The sequence below is a fragment of the Actinomyces israelii genome, assembly GCF_030253495.1.
Classification (GTDB): Bacteria; Actinomycetota; Actinomycetes; order Actinomycetales; family Actinomycetaceae; genus Actinomyces; species Actinomyces israelii.
Genome location: NZ_CP124548.1, coordinates 1,446,710 through 1,467,214, shown reverse-complemented (window position 1 = coordinate 1,467,214; position 20,505 = coordinate 1,446,710). Strand labels below are relative to the sequence as shown.

Genomic DNA, 20,505 nt, shown 5'->3' with positions numbered 1-20,505 from the left:
TCGCAGCAGGACCGGGGGCAGCCCCGGCGCCTGGCGGTGCGGCCGGTTCGCGAGCGCGGGCTCGTGGCCGCGGTCGGGACCGACCGGGAGGCCGCGCGAAGGTGAAGAAGGTAGCGCTGGCGTCAGCCGGCCAGGCGGTCGTGATCCTCGCCGTCGGCCACCGCCAGCGCCTCCTCAAGGGTGAAGTTACCGTTGTACAGCGCCTTGCCGACGATCGCCCCCTCGATGCCCTCGGGCACGAGCCGCACCAGGGCGCGCAGGTCGTCGAGCTGGGCGATGCCGCCGGAGGCGACCACGGGGGCGCTCGTGCGGGCGCAGACCTGACGCAGGAGCCCGATGCTGGGACCGGACAGCGTGCCGTCCCTGGCGACGTCGGTGACCACGTAGCGGGAGCACCCGGCGGAGTCCAGGCGCGCCAGCGTCTCCCACAGGTCGCCACCCTCCCTGGTCCAGCCGCGGGCGGCCAGGGTCGTGCCTCGCACGTCGAGCCCCACGGCGATCCTCTCGCCGTGCTCGGCGATGACGCGCTCGGTCCACTCAGGGTCCTCCAGGGCGGCGGTGCCCAGGTTGACCCGGGCGGCCCCCGCGTTCAGGGCACAGCGCAGCGAGGCGTCGTCGCGGATGCCGCCGGACAGCTCGACCTTGATGCCGACCTCGCCCACGATCCGGGCCAGCAGCGGTGCGTTGGAGCCGCGGCCGAAAGCGGCGTCGAGGTCGACCAGGTGGATCCACTCGGCGCCGGCCCTCACCCAGTCGCGGGCGGCGTCGACGGGACTGCCGTAGTCGGTCTCGCTGCCGGCCTCCCCCTTGAGCAGTCGGACGGCCTTTCCGTCGGCGACATCGACGGCCGGCAGGAGAGTGAACATAGCGAATCCCTTCAGTGGTGCGGTGGGCGCAGGCGAGATGCTGCCGTTTGCCTGATTCCAGGCTGGTTACAGAGTGGTCAGCCAGTTGCGGAGCAGCCGGGCACCGGCGTCGCCGGACTTCTCGGGATGGAACTGGGTGGCGCACAGGGCGCCGTTCTCGACGGCGGCCACGAAGTCCTCGCCGTGAGTGGCCCAGGTGGCGGCCGGAGGCCGCATGGGGCCGGGCCCCAGGAGCGCGGCGGGATCGGTCGTGGCCGCGTAGGAGTGGACGAAGTAGAAGCGCTGGTCGGCCACGCCGTCGAAGAGCACGGTGCCGCGGGGCGGACGGACCTCGCTCCAGCCCATGTGGGGGACGACGTCGGCCCGCAGCCGCGTCACGACCCCGGGCCACTGGCCGAGCCCCTCGCTGGTGGTCCCGTGCTCCTCGGAGCGCTCGAACATGACCTGCATGCCCACGCAGATGCCGAGCACGGGCCGGCCCCCGGCCAGCCTGCGGTCGATGAGCCGGGGGGCGTCCACGGCCCGCAGCTGGTCCATGACGGCGCCGAAGGCCCCCACGCCGGGCACCACGAGTCCGGCGGCGGCCTCGACGGCGGCCCGGTCGGCGGTCAGCTCGACGTCGGCGCCGACTCGTTCCAGGGCGCGCACAGCGGAGCGGACGTTGCCGCTGCCATAGGACAGGACCACCACGCTGGGCTGACTCATGGAGCCAGCCTACCGGGGAAAACACGCCGCTCAGTCCCCGTCTCGGAGGCCGGTCCCCGCCGGACTCCTCCGGCCGGCGGCGAAGGGCCGGCGCCGACGGTGGCAGTATCTGCATATGCCCGTCTCACCATCCGGCCCCGCACGCCGCACCGTCGTGCACGGCCTGCTGGCCGCCGCGGGGCTGACCGCCCTCGGCGCGTGCGGCCGCAGGGCCCCCGCATCCCCCTCCCCGACCGGCCCGTCGTCCACGGCGGGGCCCTCCTCACCGACCCCGGACGCCTTGCAGGCCCCGACGGCTCCCGGGGCCGCACCCGCCTCCCCCTCCCCTACGCCCGAGCCCCCATCGCGCGAGGAGATCGTCGCCGAGTTCGCCGGACGCGAGCCCACCTGGTTCGACCTGGTCGGCGAGGGCATCGTCTCGTCCACACCGGCCTCCGGCGTGTGCCTGACGCTGGACGCCTGTGGCGGCCCGGGAGGGTCGGGCGCGGACACCGCGCTGATCGATATGCTCATCGGCGACTCTGTGCCCTTCACCGCCTTCCTCAACTCCCGGTGGGTCGAGGCCAACCCGGACCTGACCGACCGCCTCGCCGCCTGCCCGACCGTGGAGATCGGCAACCACGGCACCAACCACCTGCCGATGTCGGTAACCGGCGCCTCCGCATACGGCATCCCCGGCACGCGGGACGCGGGCGAGGTGTGGGACGAGATCATGGGCAACCAGACCGCCCTGACCGAGCGCACCGGCCGGGCACCGCGCTTCTTCCGCCCCGGCACCGCCCACTGGGACGACGTCGCCCTGGCCATCGCCGCCCGCCTGGGGCTGAGCGCCGCGGGCTTCTCGATCAATGGCGACGGCGGCGCCACCTTCCCCGCCGGCACCGTCGAGGCGGAGGTGGGGCGGGCCGGTGCGGGCGACGTCGTCATCTCCCACATGAACCAGCCCGCCGCGGACACCGGTGCGGGCTACCTGGCAGCCGTCCCCGCCATGCTGGCGGCGGGCACCGTCTTCCTCACGCTCTCCGACGCCCTGGCCGCGGGGTGAGCGGGGCCCGCCGACAGATTCAGGCCCGCCGGCGGCCTCAGCTCAGCTCTTGCCGCCGCGGGGGCGGCGCAGCCCGCGTCCGAACCAGCGCATGGCCCGGCCGGGCTTGACCTCGGAGGACTTGACCGCCCCCTTGATGTCCTCGGCGCGGGTGACGCCCAGCAGGACGTCCTCGACCTCCTGGTCCATCGAGGCGAGCAGCAGTCCCGCGGCGGCGTCCTCGCCGGCCTCGCCGCCCGTGTAGCGGCGGGCGGTGATGGTGCCCGACAGGCCCGACTCAATGCCGACGTCAGTGGCCAGGTCGGCGGTCATCAGCACGACGCCCGCACGGCTGAGGCGGGAGAGGGCCGAGGCGAGCTCGGCGGCCTCGGCGGGCTCGGTGTCCGCTCCCCCGAGCAGCTCGGAGACGTCCCACTCGGCGTGGGCGGACACGAACTCCTTGACCGCGAAGGCGCCGGAGCGCGAGGGCACGACCGTGCAGTCCAGGTCGCTCATGGCGCACAGGGACGCCAGGGCCTCGGCGCTCGCCAGGGGCGTCAGGACGACGGCGACCTTGACCGCCTGCGGCGTCCGGGGCGCCTCGGCATTCAGCGCGGCCGCCAGGGAGTCCACCTCGGCGACCTGCTCCGGGGTCAGCCCGTCCGGGTCGTCGTGGTGGTCCGGCTCCCGGTCGGCCGGGCCCCGGGCGCCGGCCAGCGGCTCTCGCGGCGCCGTGTAGGTGTTGTGGGGCACGTCGTCCACAGAGATGACCGACGGCCCGGTCTCGTCGAGGGACTCCAGGTCCGCCTGCATCTCGTCGGGCAGCGACAGCCCCTCCATCATCGCGGCGAACTCGGCGTCGATGTCGGGCTGGGGCCCGCCGTCGTCGGCCCTGCCCGCACCGGTCTGCTTGTCGGGGCTCTCGGGTCGGTTGCGGTCCTCGGGGTCCTGCTGGGGTGTGGAGTTGGAGTCGTTCATCACAGTGCTCCCTTGGTCGAGGGGATGCCGTGAACGCGCGGGTCGGGCTCGACGGCGGTGCGCAGGGCGCGGGCAAGGGCCTTGAACTCCGCCTCGGCGATGTGGTGGGGGTCGCGTCCGGAGATGACGCGCACGTGCAGGCAGATGCCAGCATGATAGGCGATGGCCTCGAAGGCGTGGCGGACCATCGAACCGGTGAAGTGCCCACCGATGAGGTGGTGGACGAAGGCCTCGGACTCGCCGTCGTGAACCAGGTAGGGGCGGCCCGAGACATCGACGACAGCCTGGGCCAGGGCCTCGTCCAGCGGCACGAGGGCGTCGCCGAAGCGGCGGATGCCGCGCTTGTCCCCCAGGGCGGCGCGCAGGGCCTCGCCGATGCAGATGGCCGTGTCCTCCACCGTGTGGTGGACGTCAATGTGGGTGTCGCCGGTGGCGCGCACCGTCAGGTCGATCAGGGAGTGCTTGCCCAGGGCTGTGAGCATGTGGTCGTAGAAGGGGACCGTGGTGGAGATGTCGGTGGCGCCGGTACCGTCGAGGTCGAGCTCGACGACGACATCGGACTCGCTGGTGGTGCGCTCGATGCGGGCGGTGCGGCTCATGCGCTCTTCTCCTGGTTGTCCTGGTTACTGTTCCTGTCCGCGCCCTCGTGGGCGTCGGCCGCCAGGACGCCGGCGAGGGCGGTGCGAAAGGCGTCCATCTCCTCGGGCGTGCCGATGCTGACCCGAAGGTACCCCTCCGGGCCGACCACGCGGATGAGGACGCCGCGCTCCAGCAGGGAGTGCCAGACGGCGTCGCGGTCCTCGAAGGGTCCGAACAGCACGAAGTTGGCGTCCGAGTCGTGGACGGTCAGGCCCCACTCTCGCAGCCGGGCCACCAGGGCGTCGCGCTCGGCCCGCAGGGAGGCGACCTGGCTCATGAGCTCCTCGCAATGAGAGAGGGCGGCCAGGGCGGCCGCCTGGGTGAGCGCGGACAGGTGGTAGGGCAGGCGGACGACGCGCAGGGCGTCGACCAGCTCGCGGGAGGCGGCGAGGTAGCCCAGGCGCAGCCCGGCCGCCCCGAAGGCCTTGGACATGGTGCGGGCCACCGCCAGGTGCGGGTAGCGGGGGCCGCTGTCGCCACCGCCGTCGTCGGCCCGCTCGGCGAGCAGCTCCAGGGCGCTGGGCACGCCGGGGCGGCGGAACTCGCCGTAGGCCTCGTCGATGACGACGACGACGTCGGCCGGGGCGCCGTCGGGGCCCGCGGGCCCGCGGCCGCGGGCGGCCTCCAGGATCGTGCGCACGTCGTCCAGCGGCAGGACGGTGCCGGTGGGGTTGTTGGGGCTGGCGAGGACGAGGACGGCGGGGCGAAGGCGTTCGACGGCATCGGCGACGGCCGCGGTGTCGAGGGTGAAGTCCTCCCGGCGTGGCCCGGTGACATAGCCGGTGAGGGTGTCGCGCGCGTACTCGGGGTACATGGAGTAAGTGGGGGTGAAGGACAGACAGGCGCGCCCCGGGCCGCCGAAGGCCTGGAGCACGTGGAGCATGACCTCGTTGGAGCCGTTGGCCGCCCAGATACTCTCCGGGCCCAGGCGCGCCTTGGACTCGACAGCGAGATAGTCGGCCAGGGCGCGGCGCAGGGCGGGGAAGTCGCGGTCCGGGTAGCGGTTGAGGCCGCCCGCGGCCCTGGCGGCGGCCCGGGCGATGGACTCGACGACGGCCTTGGAGGGCGCGTAGGGGTTCTCGTTGACGTTGAGGCGCACGGGCACGTCGAGCTCGGGGGCCCCGTAGGGCTCCACGCCCTCCAGGCCGGGCCGCAGGGGAAGAGTGCTCACGCACGGGAGTCTACGGCCCCGGCGTCCTGGGCGCCCCCACGGCGCCGCCCCGCCTGCCGGTTCGCACGGGACTACTGAGCTACTGAGCAGTCGGAGACGGTCCCGAGGACTTTCGGACGATCAAGGACCCGTGGATGAGCTGGTACTCCGGCACCAGGGCCTCCGGACCGGACCGATCCGCGGCGATCGCGTCAACAAGGCGGTCCGCCGCGAGCCTGCCCTTGGTCCGGATCGACTGACGGACCGTCGTCAGGCTCGGGTGCGCCCAGCGGGCCTCGGGAACATCATCGAAACCAGTGACGGAGACCTCGTCCGGAACCGCGACGGTGACAGCCGGCGGCCCGACCGGCAAGCAGCCGACTTTCACGGTTTCGGACATCTATCCCACCTGCTAACAGGGCGTTTAAGAGTTTAATAACAGGACTGTCAGACCTGGGCCCGCAGCAGGAAAGACTCTTGTCAGAACCTGATCAAGCAGGGTCCTGCGCCGGTGGGGCCCCGCGGGGCGGGACGGCCAGGTAGCCTGGAGGGGCCAGGCGATCCAGGGAGGGCGATCCTCATGAGCCAGTCGTCACACCAGTCCCAGCAGGTGCGCCCGCCGGCGGTGGCGGGCCTGTTCTACCCCGCCGAGCCTGCCCGCCTGCGGGCCGACGTGGAGGCCATGCTTCAGACGGCGCGCCGCGAAGTCGGCGCCGTCGGCGATACTCCCCCGGCGGCGCTGATCGTGCCTCACGCCGGCTACGTCTACTCGGGCCCCACCGCCGCCCTGGCCTGGGCGCAGGCCGAGACCCTGCGAGGAGCAGTCCGCAGGGTCGTCATGCTCGGGCCCACGCACCGGGTGGGCGTGCGCGCCCTCGCCCTGCCCGGCTGCCGGGCCATGGACACCCCGCTGGGAGCGGTGGGCGTGGAGGTCCCGCCCCAGGTCGAGGCGCTGGCCGACGCCGGGCTGGTGGTCACCCGGCCCGACGTCCACGCCGCCGAGCACTCCCTGGAGGTCCAGCTCCCCTTCCTGGCCGTCGTCCTGCCCGGGGTGAGCGTGGTGCCCCTGGCCGTGGGCTGGGTCTCCCCCGAGCGCGCCGCCGAGGCGATCCGCCCCTTCCTGGGCAGCCCGGACACCCTGGTGGTGATCAGCTCGGACCTGTCCCACTACCTGCCCCAGGCCGAGGCCCGGAGGGTGGACGACGCGACCATCGAGCGCATCCTGGCGCTGCGCGCAGACATCAGCCACGAGGAGGCCTGCGGCGCCACCGGCGTGGACGCCCTGCTGCTGGCCGCCGCCGAGCAGGGTCTGAGCCCGCGGCTGCTCGGGGCGGCGACCTCCGCCGACACCATCGGCACCCCCGACCGGGTGGTGGGCTACGCCGCCATCGCCCTCTACGATCAGGCGGGCGCGTGAGCTGGTCAGCCGCCCCGACGACAGCGCGGATGTGAACCGATCTCGGTGTGGATTGCGGTGTGTCAGCGCACTTGAGGCAGTGCCCGGCGGGTAGTGCGCCGGCTGCGGGGTGTGGGGGATCGGGACCGGTGGGTGGCCGCGGCCCCTGTGGCGCGTCGACAGTACGTCGGGGACGGGGCCATCCGGATCGCACGCCGGACCTGTGCGGCACTGGCCTTGAGAACGCCCCGGCGCTCCCGCTAGGGCTGTGTCGGGGTGTGAGCGTGGGGCGGTGGAGGTGGTCTTCTCGGATTCTTCCTCGATGTTGCACATGGGAGAGTGGGGCCTTTGCGGGGTGGGGGCCGGTTTCCGGCAGAATCATGCGTTTTCCCATCGGCCGTCATGTGTGGTTGTCGGGATCCCATGTGCGTTGAGGGGGGCCTGCGCACATGGGAGCAGGGTCATGGTCGCCACCGAAACCGTTTTTCCGCATGATTCCGGGGTTTCTGCCGACGTGGGGCGCGCACGAATGTGCAACACCGTCGCCCCGGCACCCGCAGGCCCCCGGCGGAGCCGCCCCACGGCCGCACAACCCGACTGGTGCGTCCATCTCAACGGCCAGAGAACAGCCCTCATGTCACTGGGCCAGAAGTGAACCGATCTCGGAGCGGAAATCGACCGATCTCGGTGAGGGGAGGCGGCTCGGGGGTGGACGCGACGGCACTCGGGCACGCACTATGGAAGAGCATCACTGAGGAGGCGCACGCCATGACTCTCGAACTGCCCACCGACGCCGGTCTCATCCTCCTGCCGCTGGCCCGCAGCGCCATCGCCCACCGGCTTGGCCTGGACCACCCCGCCGTCGTCGAGAGGGCCGCCTGGCTGGAGGAGCCCGGAGCGAGTTTCGTGACCCTGACCTCGGGGCGGCTGCCGGGCGGCCCCCTGCGAGGCTGCATCGGCACCCTCCAGGCCCACCGCCCGCTGCGCGACGACGTGGAGGCCAATGCGGTCGCCGCGGCCACGCGCGACCCCCGTTTCCCACCCCTGAGCCGGGCCGAGCTGGAGGACGCCATCGTCGAGGTCTCCGTCCTGTCCGCCCCGACCGCCCTGCCGGTGGCCGACGAGGCCGAGCTCCTGGCCCGGCTGCGCCCCGGCGTGGACGGCGTCATCCTGTCGGATGCTGGCCACCGCGCGACCTTCCTGCCCCAGGTGTGGGAGCAGCTGCCCGACCCGGCCGACTTCCTGGCCCACCTGCGCCGCAAGGCTGGCCTGCCGGCCGGCCACTGGGAGCGCGACCTCACGATCGAGACCTACACGGTGACCGCCTGGCAGGAGACCGAGGCCGGTATCCCCTCGGGCGAGGCGCGGGGAGACCCGTCATGAGCGCGCGGGCCGCCGGGGCGGCGGCCGCCGAGCCCCACGTCGCCCGGTGGTGGCGGGCGATGCCGGACGGGCGGCTGCGCTGCGAGGTGTGCCCCCGCCAGTGCACCCTGCGCGATGGCCAGCGCGGCTTCTGCTTCGTGCGGGCCCGCGTCGGGGACGCCATCGTGCTGACCACCTACGGGCGCTCCTCCGGCTTCGTCCTGGACCCGGTCGAGAAGAAGCCCCTGGCGCACGTGCTGCCCGGCTCGACGGTCCTGTCCTTCGGGACGGCGGGCTGCAACCTGGCGTGCAAGTACTGCCAGAACTGGGAGATCTCCACCTCCCGGGACATCGACACCCTCGCCGCGCCCGCCACCCCGCGGGCCCTGGCCCGGGCCGCCGCCGACGTGGGCGCCGCGGGGGTGGCCTTCACCTACAACGACCCGGTGGTCTTCGCCGAGTACGCCATCGACACCGCCGCCGCCTGCCGCGAGGCGGGGCTGCTGACCGTGGCAGTGTCCGCGGGGTGGATCAGCCCCGAGCCGTGCGACGCGCTGTTCGGCGCCGTCGACGCCGCCAATATCGACCTCAAGGGCTTCACCGACGACTTCTACCGGCGCGTGACCGGGGCGCGCCTGGCCGACGTGCTCGACACGCTCGTGCGGGTGCGCGCCCTGGGCACCTGGCTGGAGATCACCACCCTGCTCATCCCCGGGCGCAACGACTCCGACGCCGAGATCGCCGCTGAGTGCGCCTGGATCGTCGCCGAACTCGGGGAGGAGGTGCCCGTGCACTTCTCCGCCTTCCACCCGGCGCACCGGATGCTGGACGTGCCGCGCACCCCGGCCTCAACCCTGGAGCGGGCCCGGGCGATCGCCCGCGACGCCGGGATCGCCCACGTCTACCTCGGCAATGTGCGCACCAGCGGCGGCTCCTCCACCCGCTGCGCCGGCTGCGGGGCGCTCCTGGTGGACCGCGCCGGCTACCGGGTCACCGACTACCGGATCACGCCCGAGGGCGCCTGCCCGCAGTGCGGCCGCAAGGTGGCGGGCATCTGGGACCCGGCCGGCCCGCCGCCCGCGGTGGGCCAGTGGTGGCCGCGGCGGGTCGCCATCGGAGCCTGACGACGGCGGAACGGGCAGGGTGCGGCCTGGCGCCCGGCAGGAGTCACTGGGGCTGGGAGGTCAGCATGATCTCCTCGTAGTCCAGGCGGGTGAGGGCGTACTCGATGGAGCCCGCCGAGTACAGGCCCAGCTCCCCGGCGTCCAGGAGCGCCTCGCGCTGAGCGCGGACCATGTCCAGGGTCGTGGCCCGGGCGGCGGCGATCTCGCGGTGGCGGACCTCGGGGTCCTTCCAGGCCTCCGCGGCCAGGGCGGCCGAGACGACGTAGTCGCCGTTGTCCTTGCGCACAATGTGAGTGGTCAGGTCCGAGGTGCTCCTCGGGACGACTCCCACCACCGTCCCCGTGGCCTGCTGGGAGGCATCGGGCTCCGGTGCGGGGCCGGACGGCTCGGCGGGATCACCGTCGTCGTGCTCGATGACCGTGCTGGGGGACTCCGCCTCCCGGCGGTCCGTCCCGCCGAGGTCCGCGGCGTCGCGCTCGGCAATGACCTCCTTGGCGGCGGTGATCAGGAGGCGGATGAGCTCGCCGCGCTCCTCCTCGTCGGCGGGGCCCTCCATGGAGGGGCGCACGGCCCTGACCACCCACGGGAGCGTCAGGCCCTGGATGACGAGAGATCCCGCGGCCACGAGGATGGCGATCAGGAGGAGGAAGGAGCGGTTGGGGGCCGAGGCGGGCAGCGTCTGGGCGGCCGCGAGAGTGACGGCGCCGCGCATCCCGGCCCAGACGATGACAGCGCCCTCCCTCAGGCCCAGCGGCTCGTCGCGGTAGTACTCCACGTCCGCGCCGCGGCGGCGGATCCGGCCCACGGCGCGGGAGGCGCGGCGCTGGGCCCGCTCGGGGCTGGTGGGCAGGCGGTGCAGCCTGAGCGCCCGCTTGAGGCGGCGCCTGATCCCGCGCCGGTGCGGGTCCCAGGGGATCTGCATGTCGGCGGGAATGTCGCCGTGGGCGATAGCCGAGCAGCGCCCCTCGAAGGCGCGCACGGACTCGCTCATCTCCTCCCAGCGGGTGGCGTGCCGCTCAGCGCGGCGGCGCAGCCAGGCCAGCATGGGGGCCACGACGGCGGCCCGCACCAGCACCGTGAGCCCCCCGGCGAGGACGGCGAGCCAGGCGGCGGTGGCGATGCTGGGGCCCTCGGCCCGGACGTCCTCGACAATGCCGAAGAACTGCAGGCCCATGACGAGGAAGATGAATCCCTCCAGGACGAGCTCGACGGTGTGCCAAGTCTCCTGGCCGGCGATCCGGTGGTCGGGGGGCAGGATGCGCGGGGCCCGGTGGCCGGTGACCAGGCCGGCGATGACAGCGGCCACGAGTCCGCTGCCGCCCAGGTGCTCGGCGGGGATGGCGGCGAGGAAGGGGATGGTGAAGGAGATGACCGTGTCCACGGATGCGTCCGTGATGCGGGCCCGCAGGTGCAGGGTCAGCTCGCCGACCGCCCATCCCACGGCCAGGGCCACGAGGACGGCGGCGGCGAAGCTGCCCACGACTCCCCCCACGGTCACGGTGCCCGCCGTGGCGGCGCCGCTGGCGGAGGACAGGACCACCAGGGCGGTGGCGTCGTTGAGGAGGCCCTCCCCCTCCAGGACGGTGATTATGCGCTGGGAGACGCCCAGGCGCCTGGCTATGGAGATGGCGACGGCGTCGGTGGGGCTCAGGACGGCGCCCATGGCGATGGCCCACGCCAGGGAGAGGCTGGGGACCACGAGGGTGAGGATGGCGCCGATGACCGTGGCGGAGACGGCCACGAGGAGGACCGCCAGGACCGCCACGGAGGCGAGCTCGCGGCGGAAGTTGATGGTGGAGATGTTGACGGCGGTGGCGTACAGCAGGGGCGGGAGGACTCCTTCGAGGATGATCTCCGGCTCGATCTCGATGGCGGGCACGACGGGCAGGAATCCGACGATAATGCCGGTCGCGAGGAGCAGGAGCGCCGGGGCGACCCGGACGCGGTCACTGATCTGGGTGGCGCCGGCGATCGCCAGCAGCCCCGCCACGGCGATGATGAGGAGGTCCATGGGGCAAGCCTACGGTCTGCGGGACCGCGGGTCTGTGCCCCCGCAGACCGAGCGGCGCGTCCCCTTCGCCGAGATCGGTTCACTTCCGCGTCGAGATCGGTTCTGACGGAGCCTTCCCGGCTGACGCCGTCTGAGAGCCGGCCATGACCCGCAGGCGGTGGGCAGCCAGCGATTGCGTGGATGCTGCGTTCGTGCTTCCCGCGTCCGTTGAGATGCGGCCCGAGACGGCTCGGAAGCTTGAGGGTCTGGCGGCGCGCACCGGACGGCCGGTGTCGTTCTACCTGCGTCAGGCGGCCGAGGAGCGTGTCGATGCGCTCGTCTGGGGGCACGACGTCCTGGCCGAGGCCGAGGGTGTCCGTACCGGGCATATCCCCGCATCCCCGCTCACCGAGGTGGAGGCGGATCTTGTCCCGGAAGGTTGAGCTCTCGGCCTTAAGGCGTGACCATCGGTCTCGGATTTGTCGGTGATTGTTGCGGCTCCTTTTGTGAGCTCGCGAGACGTTCGTGAGACGCCTCGATCCAGGCGTTAATGATGTCGGCCTCGGGCTGGGACGGGTAGCGCACGCCATTGTCGGCGGCTCGTTCGCAGGAGAGCGCCCAGGCCCACACGTCATACCAGGACCAGACACCCCCGCCGACGGGGTTGACCGCGAGCGGGAAGCCGCTCTGACGCTTTCCGGAGGTCCAGTTCTGGACGGCCTGGCGCGTCACGCCCAGACGGGCGGCGATCTCGGAGCGGGTGAGGAGGTCTGGCACCAGGCGCCGGATCCGCAGGCCGTGGGACTGCAGCTCGGTCACCATGGTGCGGGCGGCATGGTCGAAGCGGTCCCCCTCCGCCAGCACGGTGACGAACTCGTGACCGGTGTGATCGGTGCCGACCGTCGCCTCGTAGTCGTTGATGAGCGTGTCAACCAGGCTGTCGTCAACGTGCTCCACGTGGAAGGTCATCTCAAACAGGTTCATCGTCCAAGTCCTTCTCGAAGGGCCCCACGTATGGGCAGTACAACGCAGACAAACTCCGCCGTACGGTGACCAGACTGCACCACCAGCAGGCCGTTGTCAATCGTCAACACCCTTTGCACAGGGCCGGACCCGCTCATAGAGGAGAGGCTCCAGAGCGCGCATACGCTCCTCGACGGCGCAGGTCAGGAGCGCATCGTCCAGGCGCAGGCCGAGCTCGACATTGCGTTCCTCGGCGCTGGCCGACATGTTGGCGCTGGTGACAATGAGTATCCGGCCGTCCACGGCCACGAACTTGGCGTGGTTGCGCACGCACCGCCCGTCCTGACCGCGGCGGGTGCGCAGGACGACAGCGCCCGGCATCTCCGCGGCCACCTGGGCGCTGGTAGGGCCCCGACTGTGAGAGCCCCGACCATGGGAAGCACGGCCGTGGCTGTCCCAGTCACAGGGGCCCCGACCGCGCTTTTCAGCGTTAGTGCTCAGTGAGGTCATGGTCGTAAGGCTCCTCGGGACGCCGGGTGGGGGCGGTGGCTGCCCTACCCCCGCGCGGGCGTGGGACGGCCCGCGTCGCGCGTTCCAGTCCCGCACCGGTCCCGCCCAGGACCAGTCGGACCGCCCGTGACCGGATGGGTTGCCCGGCAGGCGATCCCGCGCTCGGCACAGTCATTCAGATCCGAGCCAGCCGGTCCTCAGCGGTCGGCGCACCCTCATCAAGCTCCTGCAGCGCGCTACGGGCTGTTTCTGGATCGTCGCGCACCGCAGCGGCGAGCTGGATGTGCCTCCACGCAATGCGCCCGCATCTGACCGCGTTCTGCCACCCGGGCCGCGCGTCGACTCCAAACTCATGGACGAGGAACTCGATGACGTCCTCCAGGCAGGGGCGGAACCTGGCCCCTCCGAGAGGGAAGTGGATCATCTGAAGGCCACGCGGAGAGGCGGGATCGAGGTCCTTCCTCTGAACCGGTCGTGATCGAGCCTTGTCCGAGACGTACATGGCGTGCAGGAGCTCGTCGCGGTGCGCATGCACCTGGAAGTGTGCCGACGGCACCGCGCTGGAGTGTGGCGACGCCAGATAGTCGTAGCGGAAGAGCGGAGCACCCTTGGCCATTGACCTGACCTGGAACGTCGACTGATCCGTTCTCAGGTACCGCATATCCTTGGCCAGGCAGAGGCGGTAGGAGACCTCCAGCTTGAGGATGGGCCGGGAGTCGACCGTCAGGAGAGGCGGAGCGTCCTTCGAGCTCCTAATGACAACGGACAGCCTCTCCCTCGAACTCATCTCTTCCAGCTCGAGCACGGGGGACTCGCACACGGTCTCTGAGAGCAGGTCCCTGACTTCTTCAGCGAACCGCCTCGCCTGATCAGCGAGCGCGGACACGGCCGTACTGAAGGTAGTCCAGGTCATCGAGCTCCTCCAGAAGGTGCTCTTCCCGGGCGAGAAGCACGCCTTCAGCCTGCCGCTCCCTGAAGTCGTCAGAGTCCACGATCTGCCTGATGCGGGCGCGACGCTCCTCGATGTCCTCCACGGTCAGCCTCGTCACCTTGACAGTCATCTTCCCTCCTCCGGCTCTGATCTCACCCCGGAGTCTATCTGTGCACGCCTCCCGCCACGAGGACCGGGCCCGTCGGGGACGCTCACCAGACATCACCAGCGCGCCGTCACGACCTTCGACCCGGGCCTGGCACGCCAGGTCAACCAGACCGCGGGCCGCATCCGCGGCCTGCACACCCAGACCCCGCCCTGGAGGCCGTCATCGGCCCCATCTGGACCACGAGGCCGTCGGCGGTCATCACCCCTGGCCCACGCCAGGCGCCCTGAGGTAGGCCGGGCGGGCCCGTATCGACGCCAGGCTCAAGGCTCACGGGGCGAGATACCACACCACCTGGGCCCAGACCATCACCGGAGTCCTGGGCAGGCAGATCGTGACAGTGGCCGCCGCTGACACCGCAGGCACTGTCACATCCCCACGGACTTTTCTGCGTCAGTGCTGAGTTGAGGTCATGGTCGTAAGGCTCCTCGAGGTGCCGGGCGAGGGTGCAGTGCTCAGTCCACCCCCGTGGCCCGGCGGACGGCCCGCGTCGCGCGAGGGGCGGGCCCGAAGGCCGCACCTGACCTGCTCTCGGAGGAACCGGGCTTGACCGTCGTCTCCCCATCAGAATCGTCCAAGCATGGCTCACACCACAGAAGCAAGAAACCTATAATGTCGGAATCGTGTTCCGGATGATCTATGCGCGGGCTATAAACACCAACCTCTCTCGCGCTAACAGCGAAAACATGACGCAAATAAAGAATGCGCAGCTTTTAACACCCCCACCGTCCGGAATCTCAATAAATCCGTTCTCAAATATGGCTGGAACTAAACAAGATCGGTGTGTGGTGGTGCGGCTGGGGGATGGCTCGAAGTCGTAGTCGAAGGTGCGGTTGGTGATGTAGGCGGTGAGGGCCGCGAGGGTGTTCTGCGGGGCGGGGGCTGGCGGTGCTGGCTCTGGCGGTGTCCCGTACGTGCTTGGTGGGACCCAAGGTCGGGGGCGCAGGAGGCACGTGGATGGCCGTGATGCGTTCTGGCTCCCGGCCGGGGGCATAAAGATCATTCAACGCCTTGGCGTGGTGGAGCCCGGCGTTGTCCAGGACCACCGCGGTCCTCCTTGTTCCTCATCGGTCTCGCGCGACAGGCGACCCATTCATGAGAGCGGATCTGCTCGGCGTCCTGGTCTCCCCCGATGGGGTGGGTCCTCATCTTCCTGGTCGTCAGGCCCAGTGCCCCGAGGAACGACCGGCTCGCCTTCACCCGGTCCACGGACAGCCTTGCCCTCCTCCCCCTTAGCCGCGTGCGCCGGGTCTCGGCCTCGCAGCCGGCGGGGACCTCGTCGACGGCACCAGGCCTCCCAGCCCTCCTGGAGCAGATCATTGACCTGGCCCCGGATCCCGGCCATGCGCCTGGTGGTGGTCTTCATCGTCGCGACACCCCCCTGGACGGGTCGGGAAGCCTGAGGCTCACGCCCGACAAGACGCACGAGCAGCCAGTCAGGAGGACTCCGACCCGTACCGGGCACCAAACCTGATCAGACGCCACATCCTCAAGAAGCCGCGGGCGCCCCAGAAACCGGCCCCGGCGCCCGCCCCCGACGGCGGCTCACCAAGAACCTCCTCCACCCTCTCCTTCCGCACCCTCATCGAGCCTCACCGCACTCTCGCTCACAGCGCGACCGGCCACCACCAGGGCCCAGCCCGCCCCTGCCGCCACTGCGACAACCACTCACGCACCGTCTCCCCCGACCCGCCCGACCATCCCCGCGACAGCACCCAGGCCGACACCACGGGCAGCGCACACAACCGCCTCCACCTCAATTCTCACCAGCCCGCAGGGCGCCCGAACACCTCCCCCACCCGATAAGGATGTCCCGACCCCCGTCCGTCATGCCGACCTGCACGCGACAGCCCTCATGCGAGACCCCCGCAGACGCCAACCAGAAGTCCCGCAGCAGCTGCCCCAGAACACCGTTTCGCTTAATTCCAGCCATAGCGGTTCTTAGCCTCGATGAGGACGTTCGCATCGACCACGTACATCAGGCGACCTCCAAGCGGGCAGCCAACTCCTTGAATGTAGCGTGCTTTCTCACCTGCAAGAGCTCGTAGGCCTCCCGGTACGAGGTCCGCCCCCGAAAGTAGACAGGAGCACCGCCTGGGCGAACCGACGCCCCAGCCGCAGGGGAACCGTGTTGTAGTAGCTGCCGCCGTCGCCCGACCTTCGTTCCGTCATAAGGCTCATCAGCCGCTCGTGCTCGGCACCGTACGTGCGGCGAAACACATCCCAGGAGATGAGACGGAGATCGTAGAGACGGTTAAGCACGACCAGTGTGCTCACGCCGAAGCAGCCGGCGAGACCCTCCAGGGCCTCAACCCCGACGTCGCCCCGGTACTCCGTTCTCAGGACCGCTTCCGGGGCGAGGGCCGCGGCCGCAACCGTGTTGCACCAGCGCTCCTCGCCCACACCCGGGCGCGCGACGTCGCTGGGATCAGATAGCGCACTGCCTCCCAGGCAGAGGTGGGTCAGTTCGTGGACAAGCGTGAAAACCTGGGCGGCCTGCGTATCCCTGCCGTTGACGAAGATCAGCGGCGCCGTCGAGTCAACCAGGGCGAAGCCCCGGAACTCCCGAGGGTCAAGCCGCCGGCGAGTATTACTCCCGACGATGCCGCTGACCATGACGAGCACCCCGAGCTCCTCGATCCGGTCAATGAGCTCCTGCCGCATACTCTCCCTGCGCGAGCGGTGCGAAGCGGTGTCGTCATGGAGACCAAGCACCGTCCGGACCCGCTCGGCGACGGCAGCGGGATCCTCCTCGCGGACTGCGGACCCCACAATCTCGGCGGCTGGCGCACCCTCCTCCAGGAGGTACTCCCGGTACCACTCCTGCCGGTTCTGGCACAGGTAGATCGTGTCGAGCAGATCCCCCGACGGCTTCGAGACGCCGTCGCCCCCGACGGTCCGCATATCGGGGATCGGCAAGGGCTCGTCGGGGGGCTCCGGCAGGAACAACTGCCCGAACGGCGCGTGCGTCGCCCTGGAGAAGTCCTCGATCTGCTTCAGCGTCGGCCTGCGCGCGCCCCTGATCCACTCATCCAGGTGAGGGGCACGGCTCTCGGCGGTCTTCTCATCCCAGCCCGCCCGGTCCACCGCCCACCTCAGCAGCGCGGGCTCCACCTCGACTCGGACCACCATGGCCGGCACCTCCCTCATCGGCAGCCGCGATCAGGGACTCTCCCCCCCCTCGCGGCCATCGCATGACGCCCCTGCGACATCCGCGCCGTCATCGCGCGTGGCGTCCCGCGGTCGTGGACGCACCGCCCAGACCGCAATCGGTGGAGGCCACGACCCGCTCGGGGCCCGCGCCCACCATCGTCGCCCAGAACGGCCGATCCGCTGCGGTCCTGCCCGCGCAGCAGCAGGAAGTGGCAGGATCAGTGCATGACCTTCCGAGCCCTGGCATGGCGCGACGGCCGCCCCACCGACGAGGCCCCCTCTGAGCTGCACGGCCTCAGGAAGGCCCTCGCCGAGCCGGGGCTGCTCGTGTGGGCGGACCTGGTGCGCCCCGCGCGCGAGGACCTGGCCCTCCTGGCCACCGAGCTGGACCTCGACCCGAACGCCGTGGAGGACGCGATCGCGCCGCACGAGCGCCCCAAGGCCTCCCAGCACAACGGCTACGCCTTCTTCGTCACCTACGCGACGCTGCCCGACTTCGCCTCCACCGAGGGAGACGAGGAGGACCAGCTGAGCAAGATCGCGGGCTTCTCCTTCCCCGGAGGGCTCGTGACCATCCGAACCTCCGAGCGCATCGACGCCGGCACGCTCGTGGAGCGCATCAACTCCAACCGGGAGTTCCTGCACCTGGGATCTCCGGCCCTCGTGCACGCCCTGCTGGACCTCATCGTCGACGGCTACTTCGAGACCGTGCAGGAGCTCGACGACGCCATCGAGGACCTGGAGGACGACCTGTTCTCCCCGGACTCCCACTCCACGGAGTTCCAGCGCACCGCCTATGACGTGCGCACCAAGCTCGTCACCCTGCGCCACGTGGTCCTGCCCATGCGGGAGGTCGTCAACGTGCTGTGGCGCCACCGCGAGGACTCGCAGCGCGAGCTGGACCCCTTCTACGCCGACCTCAACGACCACGTCCTGCGGGCGACGGAGTGGACGGAGTCCCTGCGCGACATGATCGCCAGCGTCTTCGAGACCCACCTGTCCCTCCAGGACCAGCGGCTCAACAACGTGATGAAGAAGCTGGCGGGCTGGGCGGCGGTTATCTCCGTGCCCACCCTCGTGACCGGGTGGTTCGGCATCAACGTGCCCTACCCGGGCGCCGGGGAGCGCTCCGGGCTGATCTCCGCAGTGGTCATGGTGGTCGTCCCCTCGGTCGTGGTGTACGTCATCATGCGCAAGAACGACTGGATCTGACACGGTCGGGCCCGACCGGCCGGGCCCGACCGCGCTAGAAGCCGCGGCGAGGTTCCGCGAATCCGCCGGCCCAGGTCGGGAGGGGCCCGCCGCGACGACGCCGGAGCCGGCGCCCCCCGTCCTCCGAGCCGCCCTCGCCCGGGAAGCAGCGACCGTGCTCACCGCGGTGCGGACCCCGGCCACGGCCCCCGTGCCCGCCGCGACCCCGGCCGCCGAAGGGGCCCGGCCCGAAGCCCTGCTCGCGCATGCGCATCATGGCTTCGAAGGGCCCGTCGCCCATGCGGCGCCGGGCCTCGGCCATCCAGTCGGACGGGTCGTCGTCGTCATCGGCCCCGAACTCGGTCTCGAGCGCGTCGATGAGCTTGTCGAGGAGCCCGACCAGGGCGGCGGCCTCCTCGTCGGTCAGGGCGTCGAGGTAGTCGTCGTCCTCCCGGCCGACCTCGACATCCCGGCCCGCCTCGGTCAGGGCGACCATCATGACGCGCCCGTCGGTCTCGGAGGGGGTGCGCTCGACGAGCCCGTCCGCCTGGAGCTTCTTGAGCAGCTCGTTGAGGGACTGCTGGCGGATGTCGAGCAGGTAGGCGAGCTCGCGGGTGGGAATGGGGCTCTGCATCTTCAGGGCGGCGAGGACCCGCCCGCGCCCGCGGGTGGTGTCGGCCAGGGGACCGGCGTGAGTGCGGGCCTCGACGTGGCGGCGGCGCATGAGCCGGTGAAGGCGGCGGAGCCGCTCGTGCAGTCCTGTGCGTGTGGTGGTGTCCATGACGATCTCCTGCATCGTATCGGGCACCTGTCCAGCAGGTGCCTGCTGATCTCTGACGACCAAAAAACTACAGGTACCCTTCAAACATCGTCAAGCACATATCGCAGGTGGCTGTATGCTCTGCGTCACTTCCGCGCGCCGTGCGCGTCCCAGGCCGTACGGGCCCCTCGCCGCCCTCGCGGTCGTACAGAGACGGGCCCCGGACCTGGTCATCCAGATGCGGCCCCGACGAGTGCCGGCCGGCGGGTCGGGCGAGAAGAGCCCTGCCCTCTCGCACGCGCGACTGAGGCCCCGCCCCCTCAACCGGAGCGGGGCCTCAGCCCCCGGTGCTGCGCTCATCTCACCGGCCGTCGGCTCCGTGCGACTCCATGCCGACCCTGTGCCGGCCGTGTGCCGGCCGGAGTCCGCGCCGCGGGCGCGGTCACGCGGCGCGCTAGTCAGTAGCCCAGGCCGCGGGCGACCTCGCGCAGGCGCTCGGCCGAGGAGGTGAGGCGGTCGCGCTCATCCAGGGTCAGCGGCAGCTCGAGACGGCGCCCAGCGCCCTCACGGCCCACAATGGTGGGCACGGCCATGCACACGTCGGAGATGCCGTGCCAGTTCTCCAGCAGCGGCGAAATGGTCAGGACACGCTGCTCGTCGTTGAGGACGGCGCTGATGATCCGCTGAACGGCCAGGCCCACGGCGTAGTTCGTCACGCCCTTGCCCTCGATGATGCGGTAGGCGGAGCGGACGACGTCGTGGGCGATGCGCTCGCGCTTGGCCTGGTCGAAGACCCCGCCGTCCAGGGTCTTGCCCCACTGGGTGACGGGCACGCCGCCGATCTCGCAGGAGGACCACAGGGGGACCTCGGAGTCGCCGTGCTCACCGGTGATGTAGCCGTGAATGTTCTGCGTCGCGGTCCCGGTCTCCAGGGAGACCAGGTAGCGCATGCGGGCGGTGTCCAGGACGGTGCCGGAGCCGAAGATCTGGTTCTCCGGCAGGCCGGTGATCTTCTTGGCGCAGTAGGTCACGACGTCCACCGGGTTGGCTACCGGCAGGAAGATCGCGTTGGGCGCGACCTCCACGAGCTTGGGCAGGATCTTCTCCATAATGCCCACGGTGGCGCCGGCGAGCTCGAGGCGGGACTGGCCCGGCTTCTGCTTGGCCCCGGCGGTGATGGCGATGACGTCGGCGTCGCGGCAGATCTCGGGGTCGTCGGAGCCCGAGACGGAGCCTGCGGAGGTGAACTGGATCCCCTGGGCGATGTCGAGGGCCTCGGCCTCGACCTTCTCCTTGACGATGTCCTGCAGCACGACCTCGCGGGCGACCCCCTTGGTCACGCAGGCGTAGGCGAGCGTGGAGCCCACGGCACCCGCGCCGATGATCGCGACCTTGGACGGGCGGCCCCCCGGAGCCGTCGGGTAGGAACCTTGTGCACTGTTGGTGATGGTGGCCTCGGACACGGTTTTCCTCCGAATAGGGTGATGGCACGGCAGGCGCGCCGGCCAGGGCCAGAATACGCGGTTTCCGTCGGCGGGGGCGAGGTTCGTCACTATCCGGGCCTGAAAGGGCCGGACGCTCCGGTGCCGCGGCCCCT

The 20,505-nt window shown here is 71.1% G+C and carries 20 protein-coding genes; 6 read left to right on the top strand and 14 right to left on the bottom strand.

All coding sequences use genetic code 11. The features are described from left to right. Positions 1–122 precede the first annotated feature (122 nt). Positions 123–866, bottom strand: a complete 744-nt coding sequence (gene priA / locus AIF0345_RS05985; RefSeq protein ID WP_285297632.1) for a bifunctional 1-(5-phosphoribosyl)-5-((5-phosphoribosylamino)methylideneamino)imidazole-4-carboxamide isomerase/phosphoribosylanthranilate isomerase PriA — start codon at positions 864–866, stop codon at positions 123–125. Positions 867–932: 66 nt separating this feature from the next. Beyond that, the gene (gene hisH, locus AIF0345_RS05980) at positions 933–1,571 is read right to left on the bottom strand and encodes an imidazole glycerol phosphate synthase subunit HisH (protein ID WP_043562792.1); all 639 of its coding nucleotides are present in this window, start codon (positions 1,569–1,571) and stop codon (positions 933–935) included. Positions 1,572–1,686: 115 nt separating this feature from the next. On the opposite strand from hisH, the gene AIF0345_RS05975 reads away from it, so the two are divergent. Continuing rightward, entirely contained in the window at positions 1,687–2,616 is a 930-nt protein-coding gene (locus AIF0345_RS05975) for a polysaccharide deacetylase family protein (protein WP_268916695.1), read from the top strand. A gap of 42 nt (positions 2,617–2,658) precedes the next feature. On the opposite strand, the gene AIF0345_RS05970 is transcribed toward AIF0345_RS05975, so the two are convergent. The 4 genes from AIF0345_RS05970 to AIF0345_RS05955 all read right to left on the bottom strand — a co-directional run bounded on the left by AIF0345_RS05970 (position 2,659) and on the right by AIF0345_RS05955 (position 5,762). Continuing rightward, complete coding sequence (locus tag AIF0345_RS05970; RefSeq protein WP_285297631.1) at positions 2,659–3,573, bottom strand: hypothetical protein; 915 nt, start codon at positions 3,571–3,573, stop codon at positions 2,659–2,661. Next, positions 3,573–4,172 (bottom strand): imidazoleglycerol-phosphate dehydratase HisB, encoded by a 600-nt coding sequence (hisB, locus tag AIF0345_RS05965; protein WP_285297630.1) that lies wholly within the window; start codon positions 4,170–4,172, stop codon positions 3,573–3,575. The genes AIF0345_RS05970 and hisB overlap by 1 nt, the downstream gene beginning before the upstream one ends. Beyond that, a complete protein-coding gene (locus AIF0345_RS05960) occupies positions 4,169–5,383 on the bottom strand; it encodes a histidinol-phosphate transaminase (protein WP_285297628.1) in 1,215 nt (404 codons plus the stop codon). The genes hisB and AIF0345_RS05960 overlap by 4 nt, the downstream gene beginning before the upstream one ends. Before the next feature lie 79 nt (positions 5,384–5,462). Next, entirely contained in the window at positions 5,463–5,762 is a 300-nt protein-coding gene (locus tag AIF0345_RS05955; protein WP_285297626.1) for a substrate-binding domain-containing protein, read from the bottom strand. A gap of 180 nt (positions 5,763–5,942) precedes the next feature. Here AIF0345_RS05955 and amrB point away from each other — a divergent pair, with 180 nt between their 5' ends. From amrB to amrS, 3 genes are all read left to right on the top strand, one after another. After that, the gene (gene amrB / locus AIF0345_RS05950) at positions 5,943–6,779 is read left to right on the top strand and encodes an AmmeMemoRadiSam system protein B (RefSeq protein WP_285297625.1); all 837 of its coding nucleotides are present in this window, start codon (positions 5,943–5,945) and stop codon (positions 6,777–6,779) included. Positions 6,780–7,526: 747 nt separating this feature from the next. Next, positions 7,527–8,141 (top strand): AmmeMemoRadiSam system protein A, encoded by a 615-nt coding sequence (amrA, locus tag AIF0345_RS05945; RefSeq protein WP_043562804.1) that lies wholly within the window; start codon positions 7,527–7,529, stop codon positions 8,139–8,141. Next, positions 8,138–9,244, top strand: coding sequence for an AmmeMemoRadiSam system radical SAM enzyme (gene amrS, locus AIF0345_RS05940; RefSeq protein WP_285297624.1), 1,107 nt, complete (start codon positions 8,138–8,140; stop codon positions 9,242–9,244). Before amrA ends, amrS begins: the two co-directional genes overlap by 4 nt. 43 nt (positions 9,245–9,287) lie before the next feature. Here the strand turns inward: amrS and AIF0345_RS05935 are convergent, their stop codons facing one another. Then, on the bottom strand, positions 9,288–11,255 hold the full coding sequence (locus AIF0345_RS05935; protein WP_285297623.1) for a cation:proton antiporter: 1,968 nt from the start codon (positions 11,253–11,255) through the stop codon (positions 9,288–9,290). A 191-nt stretch (positions 11,256–11,446) separates the two neighbouring features. On the opposite strand from AIF0345_RS05935, the gene AIF0345_RS05930 reads away from it, so the two are divergent. Beyond that, positions 11,447–11,677 (top strand): DNA-binding protein, encoded by a 231-nt coding sequence (locus tag AIF0345_RS05930; RefSeq protein ID WP_285297622.1) that lies wholly within the window; start codon positions 11,447–11,449, stop codon positions 11,675–11,677. Positions 11,678–11,687: 10 nt separating this feature from the next. Here AIF0345_RS05930 and AIF0345_RS05925 read toward each other — a convergent pair whose 3' ends face one another. From AIF0345_RS05925 to AIF0345_RS05900, 5 genes are all read right to left on the bottom strand, one after another. Continuing rightward, positions 11,688–12,218 (bottom strand): hypothetical protein, encoded by a 531-nt coding sequence (locus AIF0345_RS05925; RefSeq protein ID WP_285297621.1) that lies wholly within the window; start codon positions 12,216–12,218, stop codon positions 11,688–11,690. 96 nt (positions 12,219–12,314) lie between these two features. After that, the gene (locus tag AIF0345_RS05920; protein WP_285297620.1) at positions 12,315–12,590 is read right to left on the bottom strand and encodes a phospholipase D-like domain-containing protein; all 276 of its coding nucleotides are present in this window, start codon (positions 12,588–12,590) and stop codon (positions 12,315–12,317) included. Positions 12,591–12,882: 292 nt separating this feature from the next. Further along, positions 12,883–13,593, bottom strand: a complete 711-nt coding sequence (locus AIF0345_RS05915) for a hypothetical protein (protein ID WP_404975983.1) — start codon at positions 13,591–13,593, stop codon at positions 12,883–12,885. Beyond that, the gene (locus AIF0345_RS05910; RefSeq protein ID WP_285297963.1) at positions 13,577–13,768 is read right to left on the bottom strand and encodes a hypothetical protein; all 192 of its coding nucleotides are present in this window, start codon (positions 13,766–13,768) and stop codon (positions 13,577–13,579) included. The genes AIF0345_RS05915 and AIF0345_RS05910 overlap by 17 nt, the downstream gene beginning before the upstream one ends. 2,064 nt (positions 13,769–15,832) lie before the next feature. Then, complete coding sequence (locus AIF0345_RS05900; RefSeq protein WP_285297618.1) at positions 15,833–16,936, bottom strand: ImmA/IrrE family metallo-endopeptidase; 1,104 nt, start codon at positions 16,934–16,936, stop codon at positions 15,833–15,835. Between the two features lie 246 nt (positions 16,937–17,182). On the opposite strand from AIF0345_RS05900, the gene AIF0345_RS05895 reads away from it, so the two are divergent. Continuing rightward, complete coding sequence (locus AIF0345_RS05895) at positions 17,183–18,169, top strand: magnesium transporter CorA family protein (protein ID WP_285297617.1); 987 nt, start codon at positions 17,183–17,185, stop codon at positions 18,167–18,169. A 34-nt stretch (positions 18,170–18,203) separates the two neighbouring features. Here AIF0345_RS05895 and AIF0345_RS05890 read toward each other — a convergent pair whose 3' ends face one another. Together AIF0345_RS05890 and AIF0345_RS05885 are read right to left on the bottom strand one after the other, a co-directional pair. After that, entirely contained in the window at positions 18,204–18,929 is a 726-nt protein-coding gene (locus tag AIF0345_RS05890) for a MarR family winged helix-turn-helix transcriptional regulator (protein ID WP_285297616.1), read from the bottom strand. Positions 18,930–19,366: 437 nt separating this feature from the next. Beyond that, complete coding sequence (locus tag AIF0345_RS05885; protein ID WP_043563361.1) at positions 19,367–20,371, bottom strand: L-lactate dehydrogenase; 1,005 nt, start codon at positions 20,369–20,371, stop codon at positions 19,367–19,369. Positions 20,372–20,505: the final 134 nt, after the last annotated feature.